The following is a 17,795-nucleotide window of genomic DNA, read 5'->3' as shown; positions in this document are numbered from 1 at the left end:
CCGGCGGCGGCCCGGCGGGGACGTCACTTCTTCGGCACGAACGACCGCTTGAGCAGCCCGTTGCCCGCGATCAGGCAGTACACGTCCCGGTAGCCGCGTCTCCACTCCTGCTCGGTCGGCGTGGAGAACGTGGGGTAGACGCCGTCGGGCGGCGAATCGCTCCCCCAGATGTCCGCCGCCCGCTTCGCGCAGCCCTTCGAGGCCATCTTCTCGACTTTCCCTCTGCCCGGGTACTCCTTGCCCTGGAGCTTGTACGTCGCCAGTACCTGGAACTTATGCGGCCGATCGCAGTCCACGACCGGAGGGGTCATGCTCTCGTCCCACTTCTCCAGGCATTCCCCCTGCTCGAACATCGCCTCGTGCCGGGGAGTGATCACGGCGCGGCTGAGGGGAGTGACGAGCGCCTTGCCCTCGCCGACGTACTTGCCTTCGCCGACGTAGACGAGCGTGCACGTCACGGTCCGCTTCCCGTTCTCCCAGTCCTTGCGCTTGGGAAGCTCGGCCCGCGCGTCGAAATCGTCGTCCACGACCTTTTTCACGTTGTCCGGGGTGCGTTCCTTGCACAGCGCCGCCGCCTGGGCGGCGAGCCGTCCGACTCCGGGGAAGGGGCCGGCGGGGAGCGTCGGCTTGGCCACCACCTCACCGTTGTGGGGGCTCTCACAGGGGCTGGGGACCACGTTCGGGTCGGCCGAGTCACGGGTCTGCGCCGTGAAGCAGTCACCCACCTTCAAGGTCGACGACAGCACGTAGCCGTCCTGTTGACGCGGGTCGCCCTCTCCTCCTCCGGCCGAGAACAGCGAGTCGCCGAACAGCGCCGCGATGGTCGCCGCCGCCGCGAGCCAGGCCGCCGCGGCGCCGAGCCCGCCGAGAGCGAGGCCCCTGCCGCCGCCTCCCCGGCGGCGGATCTGCACCAGAGCGGTGACGGCGAAGGCGATCGCGAACAGGACCAGGCCCACGGCACCGGTGACCAGGGCGGCGATGGCGAAGCCGTTCGTCCGCGCCCGGTCGGGCCGCTCGCCCGCGATCGGCGAGGGTTCCGGATCGTCCGCGGGCGAGGTCCCGTCCGCGTCATCCGCCGGCGAGGCCGCGTCGGCCGGGCCGGGCGTGGCGTCCGCATCGGACGTGAGCCCGCCGGGAGGCGCCGAGGCGGGAGCGGGCGCGGGGTCGTCCGGGACGTCGTCAGGAGATGGTGGCGTGGTCACGGCGAAACGGTAGGCCGGACAATCGGTAAAAACCGGCTTTTCGGGCGGTCGTCGCCGAGTCGTGATCAAGGGATCCCGTGGCCGGGGACGGTCCCGGCCACGGGCATGGGGGGTCAGGCGAGGGGCGGCTGGTCCTCGGGGTTCTCGGCCCTGATCACCTGCATGACGGCGTTGATCAGTGCCAGGTGGGTGAAGGCCTGCGGGAAGTTGCCGAGGTGGCGGCCGGTGTGCGGGTCGATCTCCTCGGCGTACAGCTGCAGCGGGCTCGCGTAGGACAGCAGCTTCTCGCACAGGGCGCGGGCCCGCTCCAGCTCGCCGATCATCACCAGGGTGCTGACCAGCCAGAAGGAGCAGATCGTGAAGGTGCCCTCGTCCGACTCGAAGCCGTCGTCGGTCTCCGCCGCGCGATAGCGCAGGACGAGGTCGTCCTCCGACAGCTCGTCGGCGATGGCGAGGACGGTCTCCCGGACGCGCTTGTCGTCGGCGGGCAGGAAGCCGAGCAGCGGGATCAGCAGCGCCGAGGCGTCCAGCGCGGTCGCGCCGTAGTGCGCGGTGAAGACGCCGCGCTCGTCCAGCGCGTTGGCGAGCACGTCCGCGTGGATCTCGTCGGCCGCGGCCTGCCAGCGGCGCGCCCGCTCCTGGTCGCCGCGGATGCGGGCGAGCCGCGCCCCGCGGTCGGCCGCGACCCAGCAGAACACCTTGGAGGAGGTGAAGTGCTGCGGCTCGCCGCGCACCTCCCACATGCCGCAGTCGGGCGTCCGCCAGTTGGCCAGGGCGTCCTCGACCTGCTTGACGACGATCTTCCAGAGCCGGTCGTCGAGCCGGTCCCGCTTGCGCACGAACAGGTAGATGGAGCCGATGATCGCGCCCCACACGTCGTGCTGCGCCTGCATGTACGCCTCGTTGCCGATGCGCACCGGGCGGGCGTTGTCGTAGCCGGTGAGGTGGTCGAGCGTGGACTCGGGCAGCTCCTCCCGCCCGTCCAGCCCGTACATGATCTGCAGCTTGCCCTCGGCGGCCTCGGCGACGTCGGTGATGAAGTAGAAGAAGTCGTTGGCCTCCCAGTCGTAGCCGAGCGTGTAGAACGCCCACAGCGCCATGGTGGAGTCGCGGATCCAGGTGTAGCGGTAGTCCCAGTTCCGGTCGCCGCCCGGCGCCTCCGGCAGCGACGTGGTCGCCGCCGCGGCCACCGCGCCGGACGGGGCGAACGTCAGGCCCTTCAGGGTGAGCGCGCTGCGCTGCAGGTGGCTGCGCCACGGGTGGTCGGGGAATCGGCCCCGGTCGAGCCAGTGCTGCCAGTGGTGGACCGTCCAGACGAGCCGGTCCTGCGCCTCCTCCCACGACGAGGGCGCCGCGTGCTCGCTCCAGGACAGCGCGACGAACCGGGACTCGCCCTGCTTCAGCAGCGTCCGCGACGTGGCGAGCGACCCCTCGAACCCGACGTTCATGTCGGTGGTGAGCCGCAGCCCGACGCCGTTTCCGCGCGCGGCGGCCTCGTGGTAGCCGGAGCCGGTGTGCTCCCAGCGCGCCGGCGTCTGCCCGTAGTCGAACACCGGCATGCAGTCGAGCCGGACCTGGACCTGCCCGTTCACGCAGCGCACCATCCGCAGCAGGACGTGGTCGGCGTCGTAGTCGGTCGGCGCCCTGCGGTGCGTGTGGGACCGTTCCGTCTCGTGGTGCCAGGGCCCCATGAGGAGCGCGTCCGTCACGACGAGCCAGCCGCCGTGCACCCACCAGGTGGTCTCCATCACCATGGTCCCGGGGATGTAGCGCTGCGCGGCGGGCACCTCCACGCCCGCCGGGCCGACCCGGAAGTATCCGGCGTCGCGGTCCAGGATGGAGCCGAACACGCTCGGCGAGTCCATCCTGGGCAGGCACATCCACTCGATGTTTCCGCTGGGGGCGACCAGGGCGGTCGTCTCGCAGTCGGACAGGAACCCGAAATCGGCGATGGGGGCGAACGGGTCTCCCGCTCGGCCGCCGGCGACCTTCGGCCTCACAACGTCACCTCCTTGATTCATCATTCCCTCTCCCGCGCAGTGGGTACGTCATGGGTGCGCGCCGCTCCCGGGGCGGGGGTGCCCAGGGCGGCGGTTTGTGGCGGTGTGTCCTTGGTCTCCCTATTGGAATAGACCATTATCCGCGGTCTGACCTGCGATAACGCTCCTCGGCGCACCGGGCGCCGAGCAAGTCCCGAGTTCGCGGGTACAGTCCCGGCAAACAGGGCAGCGGACCCGCCGCCCGGGGCGACGCGACGCCGCGCCGCCCCGCGGGCGCGGGCCCGGAACTGCCACTGGGTGGAACCGGAGCGAGAAGGAGCTCCCCGTGCCGAAGTTCGTGTACGACTTCACTGAGGGAAACAAGGACCTCAAGGACCTCCTGGGGGGCAAGGGCGCCAACCTGGCCGAGATGACCAATCTCGGGCTGCCCGTGCCGCCGGGGTTCACGATCACGACCGAGGCCTGCCGGCACTACCTCGAGCACGGGAGCCTGCCCGAGGGACTGACGGACGAGGTGAACCGGCACCTGGCCGACCTGGAGTCGGCGATGGGCAAGAAGCTCGGCCAGAGCGACGACCCGCTCCTGGTCAGCGTGCGGTCCGGCGCCAAGTTCAGCATGCCGGGCATGATGGAGACCGTCCTCAACGTCGGGTTGAACGACGAGTCCGTGCACGGCCTCGCCACGCAGGCGGGCGACGAGCGGTTCGCCTGGGACTCCTACCGCCGGCTGATCCAGATGTTCGGCAAGACCGTCCTGGACATCGACGGCGACCTGTTCGAGGACGCCGTCGAGGACGTCAAGCGGGCCCGGGGCAGCGACGACGACGGGGACCTGACCGCCGAGGACTTCAAGGAGCTCGTCGACCGGTTCAAGGTCATCGTACGGGAGAAGGCGGGCCGCGAGTTCCCGACCGACCCGCGCGAGCAGATGGACCTGGCCGTCAAGGCGGTGTTCGACTCCTGGAACGCGCCCCGCGCCATCCTCTACCGGCGGCAGGAGCGCATCCCCGTCGACCTCGGCACCGCCGTCAACATCTGCTCGATGGTCTTCGGCAACATGGGGCTGGACTCGGGGACCGGCGTCGCCTTCACCCGCGACCCCGCGTCCGGCCAGCAGGGCGTCTACGGCGACTACCTGCAGAACGCCCAGGGCGAGGACGTCGTCGCGGGCATCCGCAACACCGTCCCGCTGAAAGAGCTGGAGCGCATCGACAAGGCGTCCTACGACCGGCTTCTCGAGATCATGGAGACGCTCGAGAACCACTACCGCGACATGTGCGACATCGAGTTCACGATCGAGCGCGGGAAGCTGTGGATGCTGCAGACCCGGGTCGGCAAGCGGACCGCCGGCGCGGCGTTCCGGATCGCCTGCCAGCTGCTCGACCAGGGGCTCATCGACCTGGACGAGGCGACCCGCCGCGTGACCGGCGACCAGCTCGCCCAGCTCATGTTCCCCCGCTTCACGGCCAAGGTGGACGGGGTCAAGAAGCTCACCAAGGGCATGAACGCCTCCCCGGGCGCGGCCGTCGGCAAGGCCGTGTTCACCTCCGAGCGCGCCGTGGAGCTCGCCGACCGGGGTGAGGACGTGATCCTCGTCCGCCGCGAGACCAACCCCGACGACCTCGCCGGCATGGTCGCCGCCAAGGGCGTCCTGACCTCCCGCGGCGGCAAGACCTCGCACGCCGCCGTCGTCGCCCGCGGCATGGGCAAGACCTGCGTCTGCGGCGCCGAGGAGCTCGACGTCGACGTCAAGGACGGGCACTTCACCGCGCCCGGCGGCGTCACGGTGCGGGAGGGCGACGTCATCTCGATCGACGGGTCGTCCGGCGACGTCTACCTCGGCGAGGTTCCCGTCGAGGACTCGCCCGTCGTCCGCTACTTCGAGGGGCAGCTGACGGCCGAGGACGGCGACGACCTCGTCAAGGCCGTGCACCGCGTCATGGAGCACGCCGACGCGCGGGCCGCGCTGAAGGTCCGCGCGAACTCCGACAACCCGGAGGACTCGGCGCGCGCCCGCCGGTTCGGCGCGGCCGGCATCGGGCTGTGCCGCACCGAGCACATGTTCCTCGGCGACCGGCGGCAGCTCGTCGAGAAGCTCATCCTCGCCGAGGACGGCGACGAGCGGCAGGCCGCGCTGGACGCCCTGGAGCCGCTGCAGAAGAGCGACTTCGAGGGCATCTTCGAGGCCATGGACGGACTGCCCGTCACGATCCGGCTCATCGACCCGCCGCTGCACGAGTTCCTCCCCGACATCACCGAGCTGTCGGTCAGGGTCGCGCTCGCGGGCGACGAAGCGGACGCCAAGGACCGGAGACTGCTCGAGGCAGTCAACCGACTGCACGAGCAGAACCCTATGCTGGGCCTGCGCGGCGTGCGGCTCGGTTTGGTGATTCCCGGCCTGTTCGCCATGCAGGTGCGCGCGATCGCCGAGGCCGCTGCGGACCGCAGGCGGGCGGGCGGCGACCCGCGTCCGGAGATCATGATCCCGCTGGTCGGCGCCGTCCAGGAGCTGGAGGCCGTCCGCGACGAGGCGCGCGGCATCCTGGCGGCGGTCAAGGAGTCGAGCGGGGTGGACGTCCCGGCGCTGATCGGCACGATGATCGAGCTGCCCCGGGCCGCGCTGACCGCCGGGCAGATCGCCGAGGCCGCCGAGTTCTTCTCCTTCGGCACCAACGACCTCACCCAGACGACCTGGGGCTTCTCCCGGGACGACGTCGAGGCGGCGTTCTTCTCCCGCTACCTGGACCTCGGGATCTTCGGGGTGTCGCCGTTCGAGACCCTCGACCGCGAGGGCGTCGGCAGGCTCGTGCGCATCGCCGCCGAGGAGGGCCGCAAGGCGCGTCCCGGCCTCAAGCTCGGCATCTGCGGCGAGCACGGCGGCGACCCCGACTCGGTGCACTTCTGCCACGAGGTGGGCCTCGACTACGTGTCCTGCTCGCCGTTCCGCATCCCCGTCGCCCGGCTGGAGGCGGGCCGCGCGGCCATCGAGGCCGCGGACGCCTCCGGCGGCAGCGACAGCCGCTGACGTCCCCCCGGCGGCCGGCCACCGCGCCTCCGGCACGGCCGCCGGGACCGATGTGGGACGGATGACACGCCGTCCTGGCGAACCTCGGGCGCTTGCCGCACCATCTCACTAACGTGTCCGATGCGATGACGGTGGAAGCGGAGTTGCCGGAGTTCAGGCCGGAAGACGACGAGGCGGACGGGCCCGACGAGCGGGCGGGCGGGCCGCGGCGGAGCCCTGGGCGCGGCCGGTGGCGCCGGTCGCCCTGGTTCAGGGTGCCCGCCGGCGTTCTCATCGGGCTGCTGGCGGTCGCGCTGCTGACGCCCCTCACGGTCGGGGCGCGGATCTGGTACCAGGCCCGCCAGGACGAGCGGCCCCGCTCCGACGCGATCATCGTGCTGGGCGCCGCGCAGTACAACGGGGTGCCGTCCCCGACGCTGAAATGGCGGCTCCAGCACGCCCTGGAGCTGTACCGCGCCGGCGTCGCGCCGGCCATCGTCACGGTCGGCGGCAAGGCGCCCGGCGACAACTACACCGAGGCCGGCGCCGGCCGCAGCTGGCTGATCGGCAAGGGCGGCGTGCCCGCCTCCCGGGTCTTCGCGGTGCCCGTCGGGCGCGACACCCTGGAGAGCATGAAGGCCGTCGGCAAGGAGTTCGACCGGCACCACTGGTCCTCGGGCGTGATCGTCACCGACCCGTGGCACGGGCTGCGCTCCAAGAAGATGGCCGAGGACAGCGGCATCAAGGCCGCCGCGTCGCCGACCCGCAGCGGCCCGAGCGTGCAGACCCGCGACACCCAGTTCCACTACATCGTCCGCGAGACCGGCGGGTACCTGTCCTACGTGCTGCTGGGCAAGAGCGTCCAGGTGCCCGACGAGACCATCAAGCGGATCCACATCGACCCGTCCGCGACGCCCTCCTCGTCGCAGGCCCCGCCGTCCTCGGCGGGCCCCTCCGCGTCGTCGGCCCCTTCCTCCCCGCCGCCGGGCCGCTGAGGCCCCCGGCGGCCCTTTACCCTGGATAGGGACATGACGATCAACACGACCCCGGGCTACGACGCCCGCGCCAGGGAGCGCTGGGCGCCCGAGCCCCCCAAGCGCCGCGACCGCACGGCGTTCGAACGCGACCGGGCCCGCGTCCTGCACAGCGCCGCGCTGCGCCGGCTCGCCGCCAAGACGCAGGTGGCCTCGCCCGGCGCCGACGCCGTGGCCGACACGGTGCAGAGCCTGCGCACCCGCCTCACCCACTCCCTGGAGTGCGCGCAGGTCGGCCGCGAGCTGGGCAAGTCCCTCGGCTGCGACCCCGACCTGGTGGAGACGGCCTGCCTGTCCCACGACATCGGGCACCCGCCGTTCGGCCACAACGGCGAGTACGCGCTCGACATCGTCGCGCGCGACTGCGGCGGGTTCGAGGGCAACGCGCAGAGCCTGCGCGTGCTGACCAGGCTGGAGCCCAAGTCGTTCGCGGCGGACGGCCCGCCCCTGCACGGCCGCAGCGTCGGCCTCAACCTGACCCGCGCCGCGCTGGACGCCGCGATGAAGTACCCGTGGTCGCAGGCCGAGGCGGTGAACGGCAAGTTCGGCGTCTACGACGACGACGCGGACGTGGCGCGCTGGGTGCGCGACGGCGCAGAGCCGGGCCGCACCTGCTTCGAGGCCCAGGTCATGGACTGGAGCGACGACGTCGCCTACTCCGTCCACGACCTGGAGGACGCGCTGGTCGCCGGGCACGTCGACTTCGTCCGGCTCGCCGACCCCGGCGAGCGCCGCCTCGTCGCCGCCACGGCGGCCAAGCTGTACTGCCCCGACGCCGGCCAGGCCGAGCTGGAGGAGCATTTCGCCGCGCTGCTCGCCGAGCCGTACTGGCCCGACCGCTACGACGGCACGCCCCGCAGCCTCGCCGCCCTCAAGAACCTGACCAGCACGCTGATCGGGCGGTTCTGCCTGGCCGCCGAGGCCGCCACGCGCGAGGCCTACGGCGACCGCCCGCTCACCCGCTACGCCGCCGAGCTGATCGTCCCGCGAGCGCAGCGGCTGGAGAACGCCCTGCTCAAGGGCATCACGGCGCACTACGTGTGGATCAGCCACGAGGAGGTCAGGGCCCGCCAGCGGACGCTGATCACCGAGCTGGCGGAGATGATGCTCGCGGGCGCCCCGGACACGCTCGACCCGGGCTTCCGCGACGCGTTCGTGGATGCCGGCGACGACGCGGCCCGGCTGCGCGCCGTGATCGACCAGATCGCCTCGCTGACCGACCTGTCGGCGATGGCCCGCCACCGCATGCTGGGCGGACGCGGGTACTGACCCGGGGCCGCGGGGTGCGGCCGCCCGGCCGCGGGCCGCGGAGAGGAATCCGCCCCGACGCGCCAGACGATGCCCCTTGTCTCGTTACAGAGGCCGCTGTAGGGATAGCTACAGGTCAACTACAGGAGGTCGCCATGCCCGAGGAGACGTTCGTCATCGCCGGCGCCGGCCTGGCCGGGGCCAAGGCGGCGGAGACGCTCCGGGAGGAGGGCTTCTCGGGCAGGGTGCTGCTGGTCGGGGAGGAGATCGAGCGGCCGTACGAGCGGCCCCCGCTGTCCAAGGGGTACCTGCTGGACAAGGAGCCCCGGGAGAAGGCCCACGTCCACGAGGCCGACTGGTACGACAAGCACGACGTGGAGCTGCGGACGGGCACGTCCGTCGCGTCCATCGACCGGGGCGCGCACCAGGTGCGGCTGTCCACCGGGGAGCCGGTGTCCTACGACAGGCTGCTGCTGGCGACGGGCGCCTCCCCGCGGCGGCTGGACGTGCCGGGGTCCAAGCTCCAGGGCATCCACTACCTGCGGACGATGGCCGACTCGGCGGCGCTGAAGCAGGCGCTCGCGCCCGGCGGCCGCCGGGTCGTGGTGGCCGGGGCGGGCTGGATCGGGCTGGAGACGGCGGCGGCCGCCCGCGCGCACGGCAACGAGGTGACGGTCATCGAGCCCGAGCCGGTGCCGCTGCACGCCGCGGTGGGGCCCGAGCTCGGCGGGATGTTCGCCGACCTGCACCGCGAGAACGGCGCCGTCCTGCGGATGGACGAGGGCGTGGCCGGGTTCTGGGGCGCCGGGCAGGTGTCTGCCGTGGTGACCTCCGGCGGCGCCGAGGTGCCCGCGGACGTCGTGGTCGTCGGCATCGGCGTGCGGCCCAACAGCGGGCTCGCGGAGCGGGCCGGGCTGGAGGTGTCCGACGGGATCCTGGTCGACCAGTCGCTGCGCACGTCCGACCCGGACGTCTACGCGGCCGGGGACGTCGCCAACGCCTACAACCCGCTGCTCGGCCGCCGGATCCGGGTGGAGCACTGGGCGAACGCGCTGAACGGCGGGCCCGCCGCGGCCCGGGCGATGCTCGGCCGGGACGTCGTCTACGACCGGGTGCCGTACTTCTTCAGCGACCAGTACGACCTCGGCATGGAGATGTCGGGCGTCGCGGCGCCGGGGGAGTACGACGAGGTCGTGTACCGCGGGGACGTCCCGGGGCGGGAGTTCGTCGCGTTCTGGTTGTCGGAGGGCCGGGTCGTCGCCGGCATGAACGTCAACGTGTGGGACGTCACCGGGGACGTCCAGGCGCTGATCCGCTCCGGTCGCCCAGTGGACGCCGCCCGGCTCGCGGACCCAGGGGTGCCGCTCGCGGAGCTGGCGTGACGCGGCCGGGCCCCGGCCCGGTCGCGTAAGCCACGTACAGTCTGCTGAGTGGTCACCGAGAAGATCGCGGTGCCGGCCCGCGCGCGCCTCGCGGTGACGCTGGCGTTCGCCGCGCACGGCCTGCTCGGCGCCGCCTGGGTCGCCCGCATCCCGCAGATCAAGGAGCATCTCGGGCTGAGCGAGGGCACGATGGGCGTGGCGCTGCTCGGCGCGCCCGTGGGCGTCGTCGCGGCCGTCCGGTTCGCTGGGCGCATCATCGGCCGGTGGGGCAGCCGCGCGACGACGGTCGCCGCCGGGGTCGCCGGGGCGCTGTCGCTGGTCCCCCTCGGCCTCGCCTGGAACCTCGGCGCGCTGGTCCTCTCGCTCCTCCTGCTGGGCGCCTCGCTCGGCCTGATGGACGTGGGGATGAACGCCCAGGGCGTCGCCGTCGAGCGCGGCCACGGGCGCCCGCTGATGTCCGGGCTGCACGGCTCCTACAGCATCGGGACGCTGCTGGCGGCGCTGGCCGGGGCGGCGGCCGCGCACGCGGGCGTCCCCGTCCCGCTGCACCTGGCGGCCGCGGCGGCCGTGCTGATCGCCTTGCTGGCCTTCGGCTGCCGGAGCCTGCTGGACCGCTCCGCCGACGAGCCGCCCGTGCCGCACGAGGACGCCGCCTCCGCGCGGTCCCCGCGCCTGCCGCTGATCATGCTCGGCGTGATCGGGCTGTGCTCGTTCGTCGGCGAGGGCGCCATGGCCGACTGGAGCGCGATCTACCTGCGGGAGGACCTCGGCACCGGCCCCGGGGTGGCCGGGCTCGGCTACGCCGGGTGCGCGGTGGCGATGACCGTGGGGCGGCTCACCGGGGACCAGGTCGTCGCGCGTTTCGGGCCCGTCCCGGTGCTGCGGGGCGGGTCGCTGGTGGCCGCGCTGGGGCTCGGCCTCGGGCTCGCCGCGGGCGACCCGACGGCGGCGGTGGCAGGATTCACGCTGTTCGGCCTCGGCGTCGCGGTCGTGGCACCCGTCACCTTCAGCGCGGCCGGCAACCTCCCCGGCGTCCCGGCCGCGACCGGCATCTCCCGGGTCACCGGGGTCGGGTACCTCGGCCTGCTCGGCGGGCCGCCCGTCATCGGGTTCGTCGCCCAGGGCGTGGGCCTGACATGGGCGCTGGCCGTGCCCGTCGCGCTGGTCGGGCTGATCGTCCTGCTCGCCCCGGCCGCGGTGACGGCCGAGCGGTGACCCTGCCGTTTCCGGCGGGACGCCGACGGCGCGACGGTAACGGTGGGTCACGGATCTTTGGGGTTACGACCTTCGTATATGTCCTACTCAGGTAAGGTCTGGGCGAGTGAGCACCATGCAGCGGTCGCGACCGGCGAAAACGGTCCCGCCCGCCCCGGCGTTCCGGACATTCCTGAGCGAGCTGCTCAGCTTCGGTTTCGTGGGATGCCTCGGCACGCTGATCATGATCTTCGGGGCCAACCTGATGCGCGCGTGGCTCGGCGGCAGCCCGGTCACGAGCGTCGTCGTGCCGACCGTGGTGTCCACCCTGTCCTCCTACCTGCTCAACCGGTTCTGGACGTTCCGGCACCGCGACAGCGACGGTTCCGGCCGGGAGGTCGCGATCTTCTTCGCGCTGAACGGCGTCGGGCTGCTGATCCAGGTGCTGTGCACCGGCTTCACCTACTACACCCTCGGCCTGCACGGCGGGATCGCCTACAACCTGGGGCTCCTCGCGGGGGTCGGCCTCGGCTCGGCGTTCCGCTACTGGTCGTACAAGAAGTGGGTCTTCACTCCCGCGGCGGCATGAATCCCGGGCCTCGCGAGTTGTCTCCCACGGAAGCCAAGCGGAAGCACGGAGCGGGCGTGAGCCGACTCGACGAGGAATGGGCCGAGCACCGGCCCGCGGTGTTCGGCGCCGCGTACCGGATCACCGGGAGCGTCGCGGACGCCGAGGACATCACCCAGGACGTGTGGCTGCGCGCCTCCGCGCACGAGCCGCTGGACGACGTCCGCGACCTGCGCGCCTGGCTGGTCACGGTGGCCGCGCGCCGCGCCTACGACGTGCTCGGGTCCGCCCACGCGCGGCGCGTCGACTACGTCGGGCCGTGGCTGCCCGAGCCGCTGCTCACCGGGCCGGACGCCGCCGAGCCGGTGCTCGTGGACGAGACGGCCGGCACCGCGATGCTCGTGGTGATGGAGGAGCTGTCGCCGCCGGAGCGCGTCGCGTTCGTCCTGCACCAGGCGTTCGAGGTGCCCTACGAGCAGATCGCCGGGGTCCTCGGCAGATCGGCCGCCGCGTGCCGGCAGCTCGCCTCCCGCGCCCGGCGCAAGGTCGCCGCTGCGCTGCCGGCCCGCCCGGCCCCGGCGCCGGAGCGCGACAGGGTGCTGGAGGCCTTCCGGTCCGCCTACGAGCGCGGCGACGAGGCCGCGCTGCTGGCGCTGCTGGACCCGGACGCCACCTACACCACCGACGGCGGCGGGCACGTCTTCGCCGCCCGCAAGGTCATCGCCGGGGCGGGCCGGGTGGCGACCGCCCTGCTGCGCGTCGGCGCCCGCAACGCGTTCCGGCTGGAGTTCGCGGAGGTCAACGGCCGCCGCGAGCTGCTGGTGCGGCGGGAGGGCCGGCTGGCCGCGGTCGACACCGTGGAGGTCGCGGACGGCCGCGTCACCGCCGTCCGCCGGGTCCTCAACCCCCGCAAGCTCGCGTCCCTGCGCGGAGTTTGAACCAGCCGGCCGTCCCGCGCGCCGCTCCGCACCGCGGCGCGCGGGACGGGGGCTCAGCGGCCCGCCGGGACGATCTTCTCGGTCTGGGCGAGGGCCTCGGCGAGGATGCCGGTCAGGTCCTGCCCGGTGCCCTGGGAGAAGATCACGTGGTCGATGCCGCGCTCGGCGAGCCGTCCGACGGTGTCGACGGCGGCGCCGACCGAGGGGGTGCCGGCGAAGAAGGTCAGGGCGGTCTTCTCGATCTCGGCGTGGTCGCGGCCCTCGCGCTCGCAGTGCTCGCGCAGGACGTCCAGCTTGCGGGGCAGTTCGTCGCCGTCGAAGATGTTGCACGCGTCGGCGTACTTCGCCACGAACCGCAGCGTCTTCTTCTCGCCGCCGCCCCCGATGAGGATCGGGGGGTGCGGGCGCCGCAGCGCGGGCGGCGAGTTGATCGGGCGCTCCAGCGTGTAGTGGCCGCCCTCGAACGCCGACTCGTCGCCCTCCCACATCCGGTGGGCGATGCGCAGCGTCTCCTCCAGCCGCTCGAACCGCTCCCCGGTCGGCGGGAAGGGGATGCCGAGGCCGCGCGACTCCTCGTCGTTCCAGGCCGCGCCGATGCCGAGCCACGCGCGCCCGCCCGACAGGACGTCCAGCGTGGTCACGGTCTTGACCAGGATGCCGGGATGCCGGTAGGTGACCCCGGTGACCATCGTCCCGAGCGTGATCCGCTCGGTCAGCGCCGCGGCGTACGCGAGCGCGGAGTAGGCCTCCAGCATGGGGTCCTCCGGCGGGCCCACCATCTCGATCTGGAAGAAGTGGTCCATCACCCAGAGCGAGTGCAGCCCGCCCTGGTCGGCCTCGCGGGCGATCCGGCCGAACGTCGGGCCGATCTGCTCGGGCCCTCCGGGGAAGGTGAAGCTCGGAACCTGCAGTCCAATGCGCATGGCATTCCTTTGTGCTTCGCGGTGTGCGTCTCCTTCCACTCTGCGACCTGGAGCGCGCTCCAGGTCAAATCACGCCCGCCGGGCGTTGACCTGGAGTGCGCTCCAGGTGCGATCCTTGGACGCGTGAGCTCCTACTCTCCAGGCGAGACCGCCGAGAAGAGCGGTTTCAGCATCGACACGTTGCGTTACTACGAGAAGATCGGGCTGCTGTCCGGCATCGCGCGGAACGCGTCGGGACGGCGCGTGTTCACCGACGACGACCTGCAGTGGCTCTGGATGCTGCGCTGCCTGCGCGGCACCGGGATGCCGATAGCCGAGATGCTGCGCTACTCCGAGCTGGCCCGCGGCGGCGCCGAGACCGTCCAGGAGCGGCTCGAACTGCTCCAGGCGCACGACCGCCGGGTCGAGGAGCAGATCGCCACGCTGCGCGCGCAGCAGGAGCAGATCAAGATGAAGATCGGCTTCTACCGGGAGGCGTCGACGATCTGCGGCGCCGCGCCCTCCTCGAACTGAGCGAGGACGCGCTCCGCGCGAGCCCACGTCCCCGCGGGCTCGAAGGCGTCCGCCCGCCAGGTGTCGGCACGGATCGTCCCGCGCCGCCGGAACCGGCGCATGACGGCGACGTGCGGCGGCCAGGCGACGAAGCCGCGTAGCGCGGCCTCGTCCGTCCACACCGAGACGGAGCCGCACCTGCGCCGGCGGAGGTCGGTCCACAGCCACAGGCCGACGGCGCCCTCCAGGTCCGGCCACGAGCGGCGCAGCGCCATCCCCGCGCGGAAGGCCCTCGGCAGGTCGAGCGCATACGCGCAGGTGAAGTCGGTGACGCTGACGAGGACCGGGCCGGTCGCCCGGACCGGCCCGGCGCGCCACGCCGTCCTCAGCAGCGCCATGAGGGGTCCCGGCCGAGGAGGGCGAGCAGGCGGTCCCGCGGCTCCGCGCCGTCCGAGGAGGGGACGGACGGGGCGAACGAGTCGCCGGGGCCCCGGCCCTCCGCGGGGACGATCGCGGCGACCCTGAGGGACGCCTCCACGAGTTCGCCGGACGGCTCCCAGGCGGCGCCGATCGAGGCGGCGACGTCCCAGGCGTGCACGACCAGGTCGACGAAGTGGAAGCTGATCGCCAGCGAGGCGGGGAAGGCGCCGCCGTCGCGGATCTCGGGAAGGGACAGCTCGGCGTCGAGGGCCACGTCGGCGAAGGCGTCCGCCACGAGGCGGGCGGACGCCTTCGCGGCCGCGTAGGGGTCGTCGCCGAGGTCGCCGCCGCGCCACTCCGACAGCCGCGCGCCGCCGCCCCGGGCGGCGGCCGCGAAGCCCTCGTCCTGGCTCACCTGGTGGCGCAGCAGGCCGTGCACCGTCCAGTCGGGGCAGGGCGTCGGAAGGCGCAGCGCGTCCGGCTTCACCTGCGCGACGACGGACAGGTAGAGATCGGCGGCCTTCCGGTCGAGCGGCCGGAAGTCGGTCGTGAGCAGTTCGGTCAACAGGTCCATGCGGCCACGCTAGGGACCCGTAGAGGCCCAGGTACAGGTCCAAAATTGCGCCAAATGACTGAGCCGATTTAGAGTCGGCGCCGTGGATCTCCACGTGAGCCTGGTGGGGCGCCGCGACCTCGCCGGCCAGATCTACGCCCAGCTGCGCGCCGCGATCCTGGACGGCCGGCTGCGCGCCGGGGACGCGCTGCCGCCCACGCGGGAGCTGGCGCGGCGCCTGTCGATCTCCCGCAACACGGTCGGCGTCGCCTACGACCGCCTCGCCGCCGAGGGGTTCCTGACGAGCCGGGTGGGCGCGGGGACGTTCGTCCGGGAGACCGGGTCCGCCGCGCGCGGCGCCCCCGCCGCGTCGCCGCTGCGGCCGCGCGGCGTGTGGAACGGGGTGTCCGTCTGGCCCCCGCCGATGCCCGGCGTCCGGTGGGACTTCCGCGCCGGCCTGCCCGACGTGCGGCTGTTCCCCTACGAGGCGTGGCGGCGGATCATGTCGGGGCTGCTGCGGCCGTCGGCGCTGGCCGATCCCGCGTCGGCGGCCGACCCGGCCGGGCTGCCCGCGCTGCGGGAGGCCGTCGCGAGGCACGTGGGCGTCTCGCGGTCGGTGCGGGCGAGCGGGGCCGACGTCGTCGTCACCTCCGGCGTCCAGCAGGCCCTCGACCTGATCGTCCGGGTGCTGCTCGAACCGGGCGACGTGGTGGCGGTGGAGGACCCCGGGTACCCGCCCGTGCGGATGCTCCTCACCGCGGCCGGGATGCGGGTGCGCGGGGTGCCGGTCGACGCCGAGGGTCTGCGGGTGGACGCGCTGCCCGGCGAGGCGCGGGCCGTCTACGTCACCCCGTCGCACCAGTTCCCGCTGGGCATGCCGATGTCCCTGCCGCGCCGCAGGGCGCTGCTCGACTGGGCGCGGCGCCGGGACGTGGTGGTCGTCGAGGACGACTACGACACCGAGTACCGGTACGGCGGGCGGCCCGTGGAGCCGCTGCAGAGCCTCGACGAGGACGGCCGCGTCCTCTACACGGGGACCTTCTCCAAGATCATGCGGCCGGTGCTGCGGCTGGGGTTCCTGGTGGCGCCGCCGTCGCTGCACCACGCGTTCCGGATGGCGCGCTACGTCTCGTCCTGGCACGCCGAGCTGCCCGCCCAGGCCGCGCTCGCCCGGTTCATCGACGAGGGGCTGCTCGCCCGCCACATCCGCAGGTCGCGCCGCGAGTACCGGGCGCGGCACGAGCGCGTCGCCGAACTGGTGGCCGGGCTGCCGGGGGAGCGGCTGGAGCTCGTCCCGTCCGAGGCGGGGCTGCATCTGAGCGCCGCGTTCCGGGACGGCACCGACGACGCCGCCGTGGCCGCGCGGGCGCTCGGCGCGGGCGTCGGGCTGTTCGCGCTGTCGGAGTTCGCCGTGACCGGGCCGCCGGTCGCGGGCCTGGTCTTCGGCTACGGCGCCGTGACGCCGCCCGAGATCGACGAGGGGATGCGCCGGCTCGCCGCGGTCCTGGCCCGACCGGCGGTGGACCGGCGCGGCTAGCGCTGGACGGGCGTGATGCGCCGGCCGTCCGCGCCGAAGAACAGGACCCGGTCGAGGTCGACCGCCAGCGCGACGCGGTCGCCCCGGTTCGGCCGCCCGCCGGGCGCGATGCGGAAGACGAGGTCGGAGCGCCGGTGGTGGCCCGCGTGCTCCTCGTGCGGCTCCTCCTCCTCGGCCGGCCGCCCGAACAGCGACCGCACCCGGTCGCGCAGCGCGGGCCGCTCCGCCGCGAGGACCTGCGGCCGCGCGGGGCGCCCGACCTCGTTCGCGTCGACGGTGGGGATGCCCGCCTCGGCGTAGGCGAGCCATTCGTGCCCGTGGAACTCCAGCGCGCGGACCTGGCCGGACAGGACGGTCCCGGGCGCCGCGGGCGAGCCCGGGGCGATCGGCATCATCGTGTCGGGGCGGATCCCGACGATCACGGGCCGGCCGTGGTGGCTGATGAGCGCGGACGCCCGCGGGTCGTCCCACGGCAGGGTCAGCCGCTGCGGCCCGAGGTCGAGCACGAGCCCCTCGCCCTCGACGGCCCAGAGGGTGGCCTGGAGCAGGTTGATCGGCGGGGAGCTGAGGAACGCGGCCACGAACACGGTCCCCGGGTCCTCGTAGATCTGCTCGGGGGTGCCGACGTCCTCCAGGACGCCGTCGCGCAGCACCGCCATCCGGTCGGCCATCGTCATGGCCTCGACCTGGTCGTGCGTGACGTAGACGGTGGTGGTGCCGCTCGAGCGGACCAGCGCGGCGATCTCGACGCGCAGTTCCGTGCGCAGCCCCGCGTCCAGGCTCGACAGCGGCTCGTCCATGAGGAACAGCGACGGCTCGCGGATCAGCGCCCGCCCGATCGCGGCCCGCTGCCGCTGCCCGCCGGACAGCGTGCGCGGCAGCCGGTCGATCATCGTGTTGATGCCGAGCGCGCGCGCCAGTTCGACGACCTTCGCCGACGCCTCGGCGCGGTCGTCCCCGGACACCTCCAGCGGGAACATCATGTTGCCCTTGACCGTGCGGTGCGGGTAGAGCGCGCCCTCCTGGAACACCATTGCCACGTTCCGTTCGCGCGGCGCCAGGTCGTTGGCGACGGTGCCGTTGAGCCAGAGGTCCCCCGCGGTGATCTCCTCCAGTCCGGCGATCATGCGCAGGATGGTCGACTTGCCGCACCCGGACGGTCCCAGCAGGACGAACAGCTCCCCGTCGTTGATGCGCAGGCGCACGTTCCTGACGGCCACCTGGCCGCCGGGATATACCTTGTCGACGCCGTCAAGCACAACATCCGTCATCGGGTCCGCCTGGGGGTGGGCAAATCTTC

15 protein-coding genes are annotated in these 17,795 nt (G+C 73.2%); 9 read left to right on the top strand and 6 right to left on the bottom strand.

Annotated elements, in window-relative coordinates:
- Positions 1-23 precede the first annotated feature (23 nt).
- Complete coding sequence (locus AB0C21_RS00735) at positions 24-1,202, bottom strand: septum formation family protein (RefSeq protein ID WP_500202012.1); 1,179 nt, start codon at positions 1,200-1,202, stop codon at positions 24-26.
- Positions 1,203-1,315: 113 nt separating this feature from the next.
- Positions 1,316-3,202, bottom strand: a complete 1,887-nt coding sequence (locus AB0C21_RS00730; RefSeq protein ID WP_235036578.1) for a glycoside hydrolase family 15 protein — start codon at positions 3,200-3,202, stop codon at positions 1,316-1,318.
- 325 nt (positions 3,203-3,527) lie between these two features.
- Between AB0C21_RS00730 and ppdK the strand changes: the two genes are divergently transcribed.
- The 7 genes from ppdK to sigJ all read left to right on the top strand — a co-directional run bounded on the left by ppdK (position 3,528) and on the right by sigJ (position 12,570).
- Positions 3,528-6,227 (top strand): pyruvate, phosphate dikinase, encoded by a 2,700-nt coding sequence (ppdK, locus tag AB0C21_RS00725; RefSeq protein ID WP_500202011.1) that lies wholly within the window; start codon positions 3,528-3,530, stop codon positions 6,225-6,227.
- Positions 6,228-6,352: 125 nt separating this feature from the next.
- Positions 6,353-7,201, top strand: coding sequence for a YdcF family protein (locus AB0C21_RS00720; RefSeq protein WP_500202010.1), 849 nt, complete (start codon positions 6,353-6,355; stop codon positions 7,199-7,201).
- 33 nt (positions 7,202-7,234) lie between these two features.
- Complete coding sequence (locus AB0C21_RS00715; protein WP_500202009.1) at positions 7,235-8,509, top strand: deoxyguanosinetriphosphate triphosphohydrolase; 1,275 nt, start codon at positions 7,235-7,237, stop codon at positions 8,507-8,509.
- A 134-nt stretch (positions 8,510-8,643) separates the two neighbouring features.
- Complete coding sequence (locus tag AB0C21_RS00710; protein WP_500202008.1) at positions 8,644-9,870, top strand: NAD(P)/FAD-dependent oxidoreductase; 1,227 nt, start codon at positions 8,644-8,646, stop codon at positions 9,868-9,870.
- Positions 9,871-9,918: 48 nt separating this feature from the next.
- Entirely contained in the window at positions 9,919-11,085 is a 1,167-nt protein-coding gene (locus AB0C21_RS00705; protein ID WP_500202007.1) for an MFS transporter, read from the top strand.
- A 115-nt stretch (positions 11,086-11,200) separates the two neighbouring features.
- Entirely contained in the window at positions 11,201-11,653 is a 453-nt protein-coding gene (locus tag AB0C21_RS00700; RefSeq protein WP_235036632.1) for a GtrA family protein, read from the top strand.
- 56 nt (positions 11,654-11,709) lie between these two features.
- Positions 11,710-12,570 (top strand): RNA polymerase sigma factor SigJ, encoded by an 861-nt coding sequence (gene sigJ / locus AB0C21_RS00695; protein ID WP_500202006.1) that lies wholly within the window; start codon positions 11,710-11,712, stop codon positions 12,568-12,570.
- Positions 12,571-12,623: 53 nt separating this feature from the next.
- Here sigJ and AB0C21_RS00690 read toward each other — a convergent pair whose 3' ends face one another.
- Entirely contained in the window at positions 12,624-13,493 is an 870-nt protein-coding gene (locus AB0C21_RS00690) for an LLM class F420-dependent oxidoreductase (RefSeq protein ID WP_500202005.1), read from the bottom strand.
- 123 nt (positions 13,494-13,616) lie between these two features.
- On the opposite strand from AB0C21_RS00690, the gene AB0C21_RS00685 reads away from it, so the two are divergent.
- A complete protein-coding gene (locus tag AB0C21_RS00685) occupies positions 13,617-14,006 on the top strand; it encodes a MerR family transcriptional regulator (protein WP_149257567.1) in 390 nt (129 codons plus the stop codon).
- Here the strand turns inward: AB0C21_RS00685 and AB0C21_RS00680 are convergent.
- Positions 13,958-14,383 carry a hypothetical protein gene (locus AB0C21_RS00680; protein ID WP_500202004.1) on the bottom strand — a complete coding sequence of 142 codons (426 nt, stop codon included), beginning with the start codon at positions 14,381-14,383 and terminating at the stop codon, positions 13,958-13,960. The genes AB0C21_RS00685 and AB0C21_RS00680 overlap by 49 nt on opposite strands.
- Positions 14,371-14,979 (bottom strand): TIGR03086 family metal-binding protein, encoded by a 609-nt coding sequence (locus AB0C21_RS00675; protein WP_500202003.1) that lies wholly within the window; start codon positions 14,977-14,979, stop codon positions 14,371-14,373. Before AB0C21_RS00675 ends, AB0C21_RS00680 begins: the two co-directional genes overlap by 13 nt.
- Positions 14,980-15,061: 82 nt before the next feature.
- Between AB0C21_RS00675 and pdxR the strand changes: the two genes are divergently transcribed.
- A complete protein-coding gene (gene pdxR / locus AB0C21_RS00670) occupies positions 15,062-16,495 on the top strand; it encodes a MocR-like pyridoxine biosynthesis transcription factor PdxR (RefSeq protein ID WP_500202002.1) in 1,434 nt (477 codons plus the stop codon).
- Here the strand turns inward: pdxR and AB0C21_RS00665 are convergent.
- A complete protein-coding gene (locus AB0C21_RS00665) occupies positions 16,492-17,766 on the bottom strand; it encodes an ABC transporter ATP-binding protein (RefSeq protein ID WP_149257563.1) in 1,275 nt (424 codons plus the stop codon). The two genes, pdxR and AB0C21_RS00665, sit on opposite strands and share 4 nt — an antisense overlap.
- Between the last annotated feature and the right edge of the window lie 29 nt (positions 17,767-17,795).

The sequence above is a fragment of the Spirillospora sp. NPDC049024 genome (assembly GCF_040649235.1).
Taxonomy (GTDB): domain Bacteria; phylum Actinomycetota; class Actinomycetes; order Streptosporangiales; family Streptosporangiaceae; genus Spirillospora.
The sequence above is the reverse complement of the archived record's forward strand: the minus strand, read 5'-3'. Positions and strand labels throughout refer to the sequence as shown.

Coding starts and splice junctions, on each gene's coding strand:
- AB0C21_RS00720 (WP_500202010.1), top strand. CDS start 6,353: ATGACGGTGGAAGCGGAGTTGCCGGAGTTCAGGCCGGAAGACGACGAG.
- AB0C21_RS00715 (WP_500202009.1), top strand. CDS start 7,235: ATGACGATCAACACGACCCCGGGCTACGACGCCCGCGCCAGGGAGCGC.
- AB0C21_RS00710 (WP_500202008.1), top strand. CDS start 8,644: ATGCCCGAGGAGACGTTCGTCATCGCCGGCGCCGGCCTGGCCGGGGCC.
- AB0C21_RS00700 (WP_235036632.1), top strand. CDS start 11,201: ATGCAGCGGTCGCGACCGGCGAAAACGGTCCCGCCCGCCCCGGCGTTC.
- AB0C21_RS00690 (WP_500202005.1), bottom strand. CDS start 13,493: ATGCGCATTGGACTGCAGGTTCCGAGCTTCACCTTCCCCGGAGGGCCC.
- AB0C21_RS00680 (WP_500202004.1), bottom strand. CDS start 14,383: ATGGCGCTGCTGAGGACGGCGTGGCGCGCCGGGCCGGTCCGGGCGACC.
- AB0C21_RS00675 (WP_500202003.1), bottom strand. CDS start 14,979: ATGGACCTGTTGACCGAACTGCTCACGACCGACTTCCGGCCGCTCGAC.
- AB0C21_RS00665 (WP_149257563.1), bottom strand. CDS start 17,766: ATGACGGATGTTGTGCTTGACGGCGTCGACAAGGTATATCCCGGCGGC.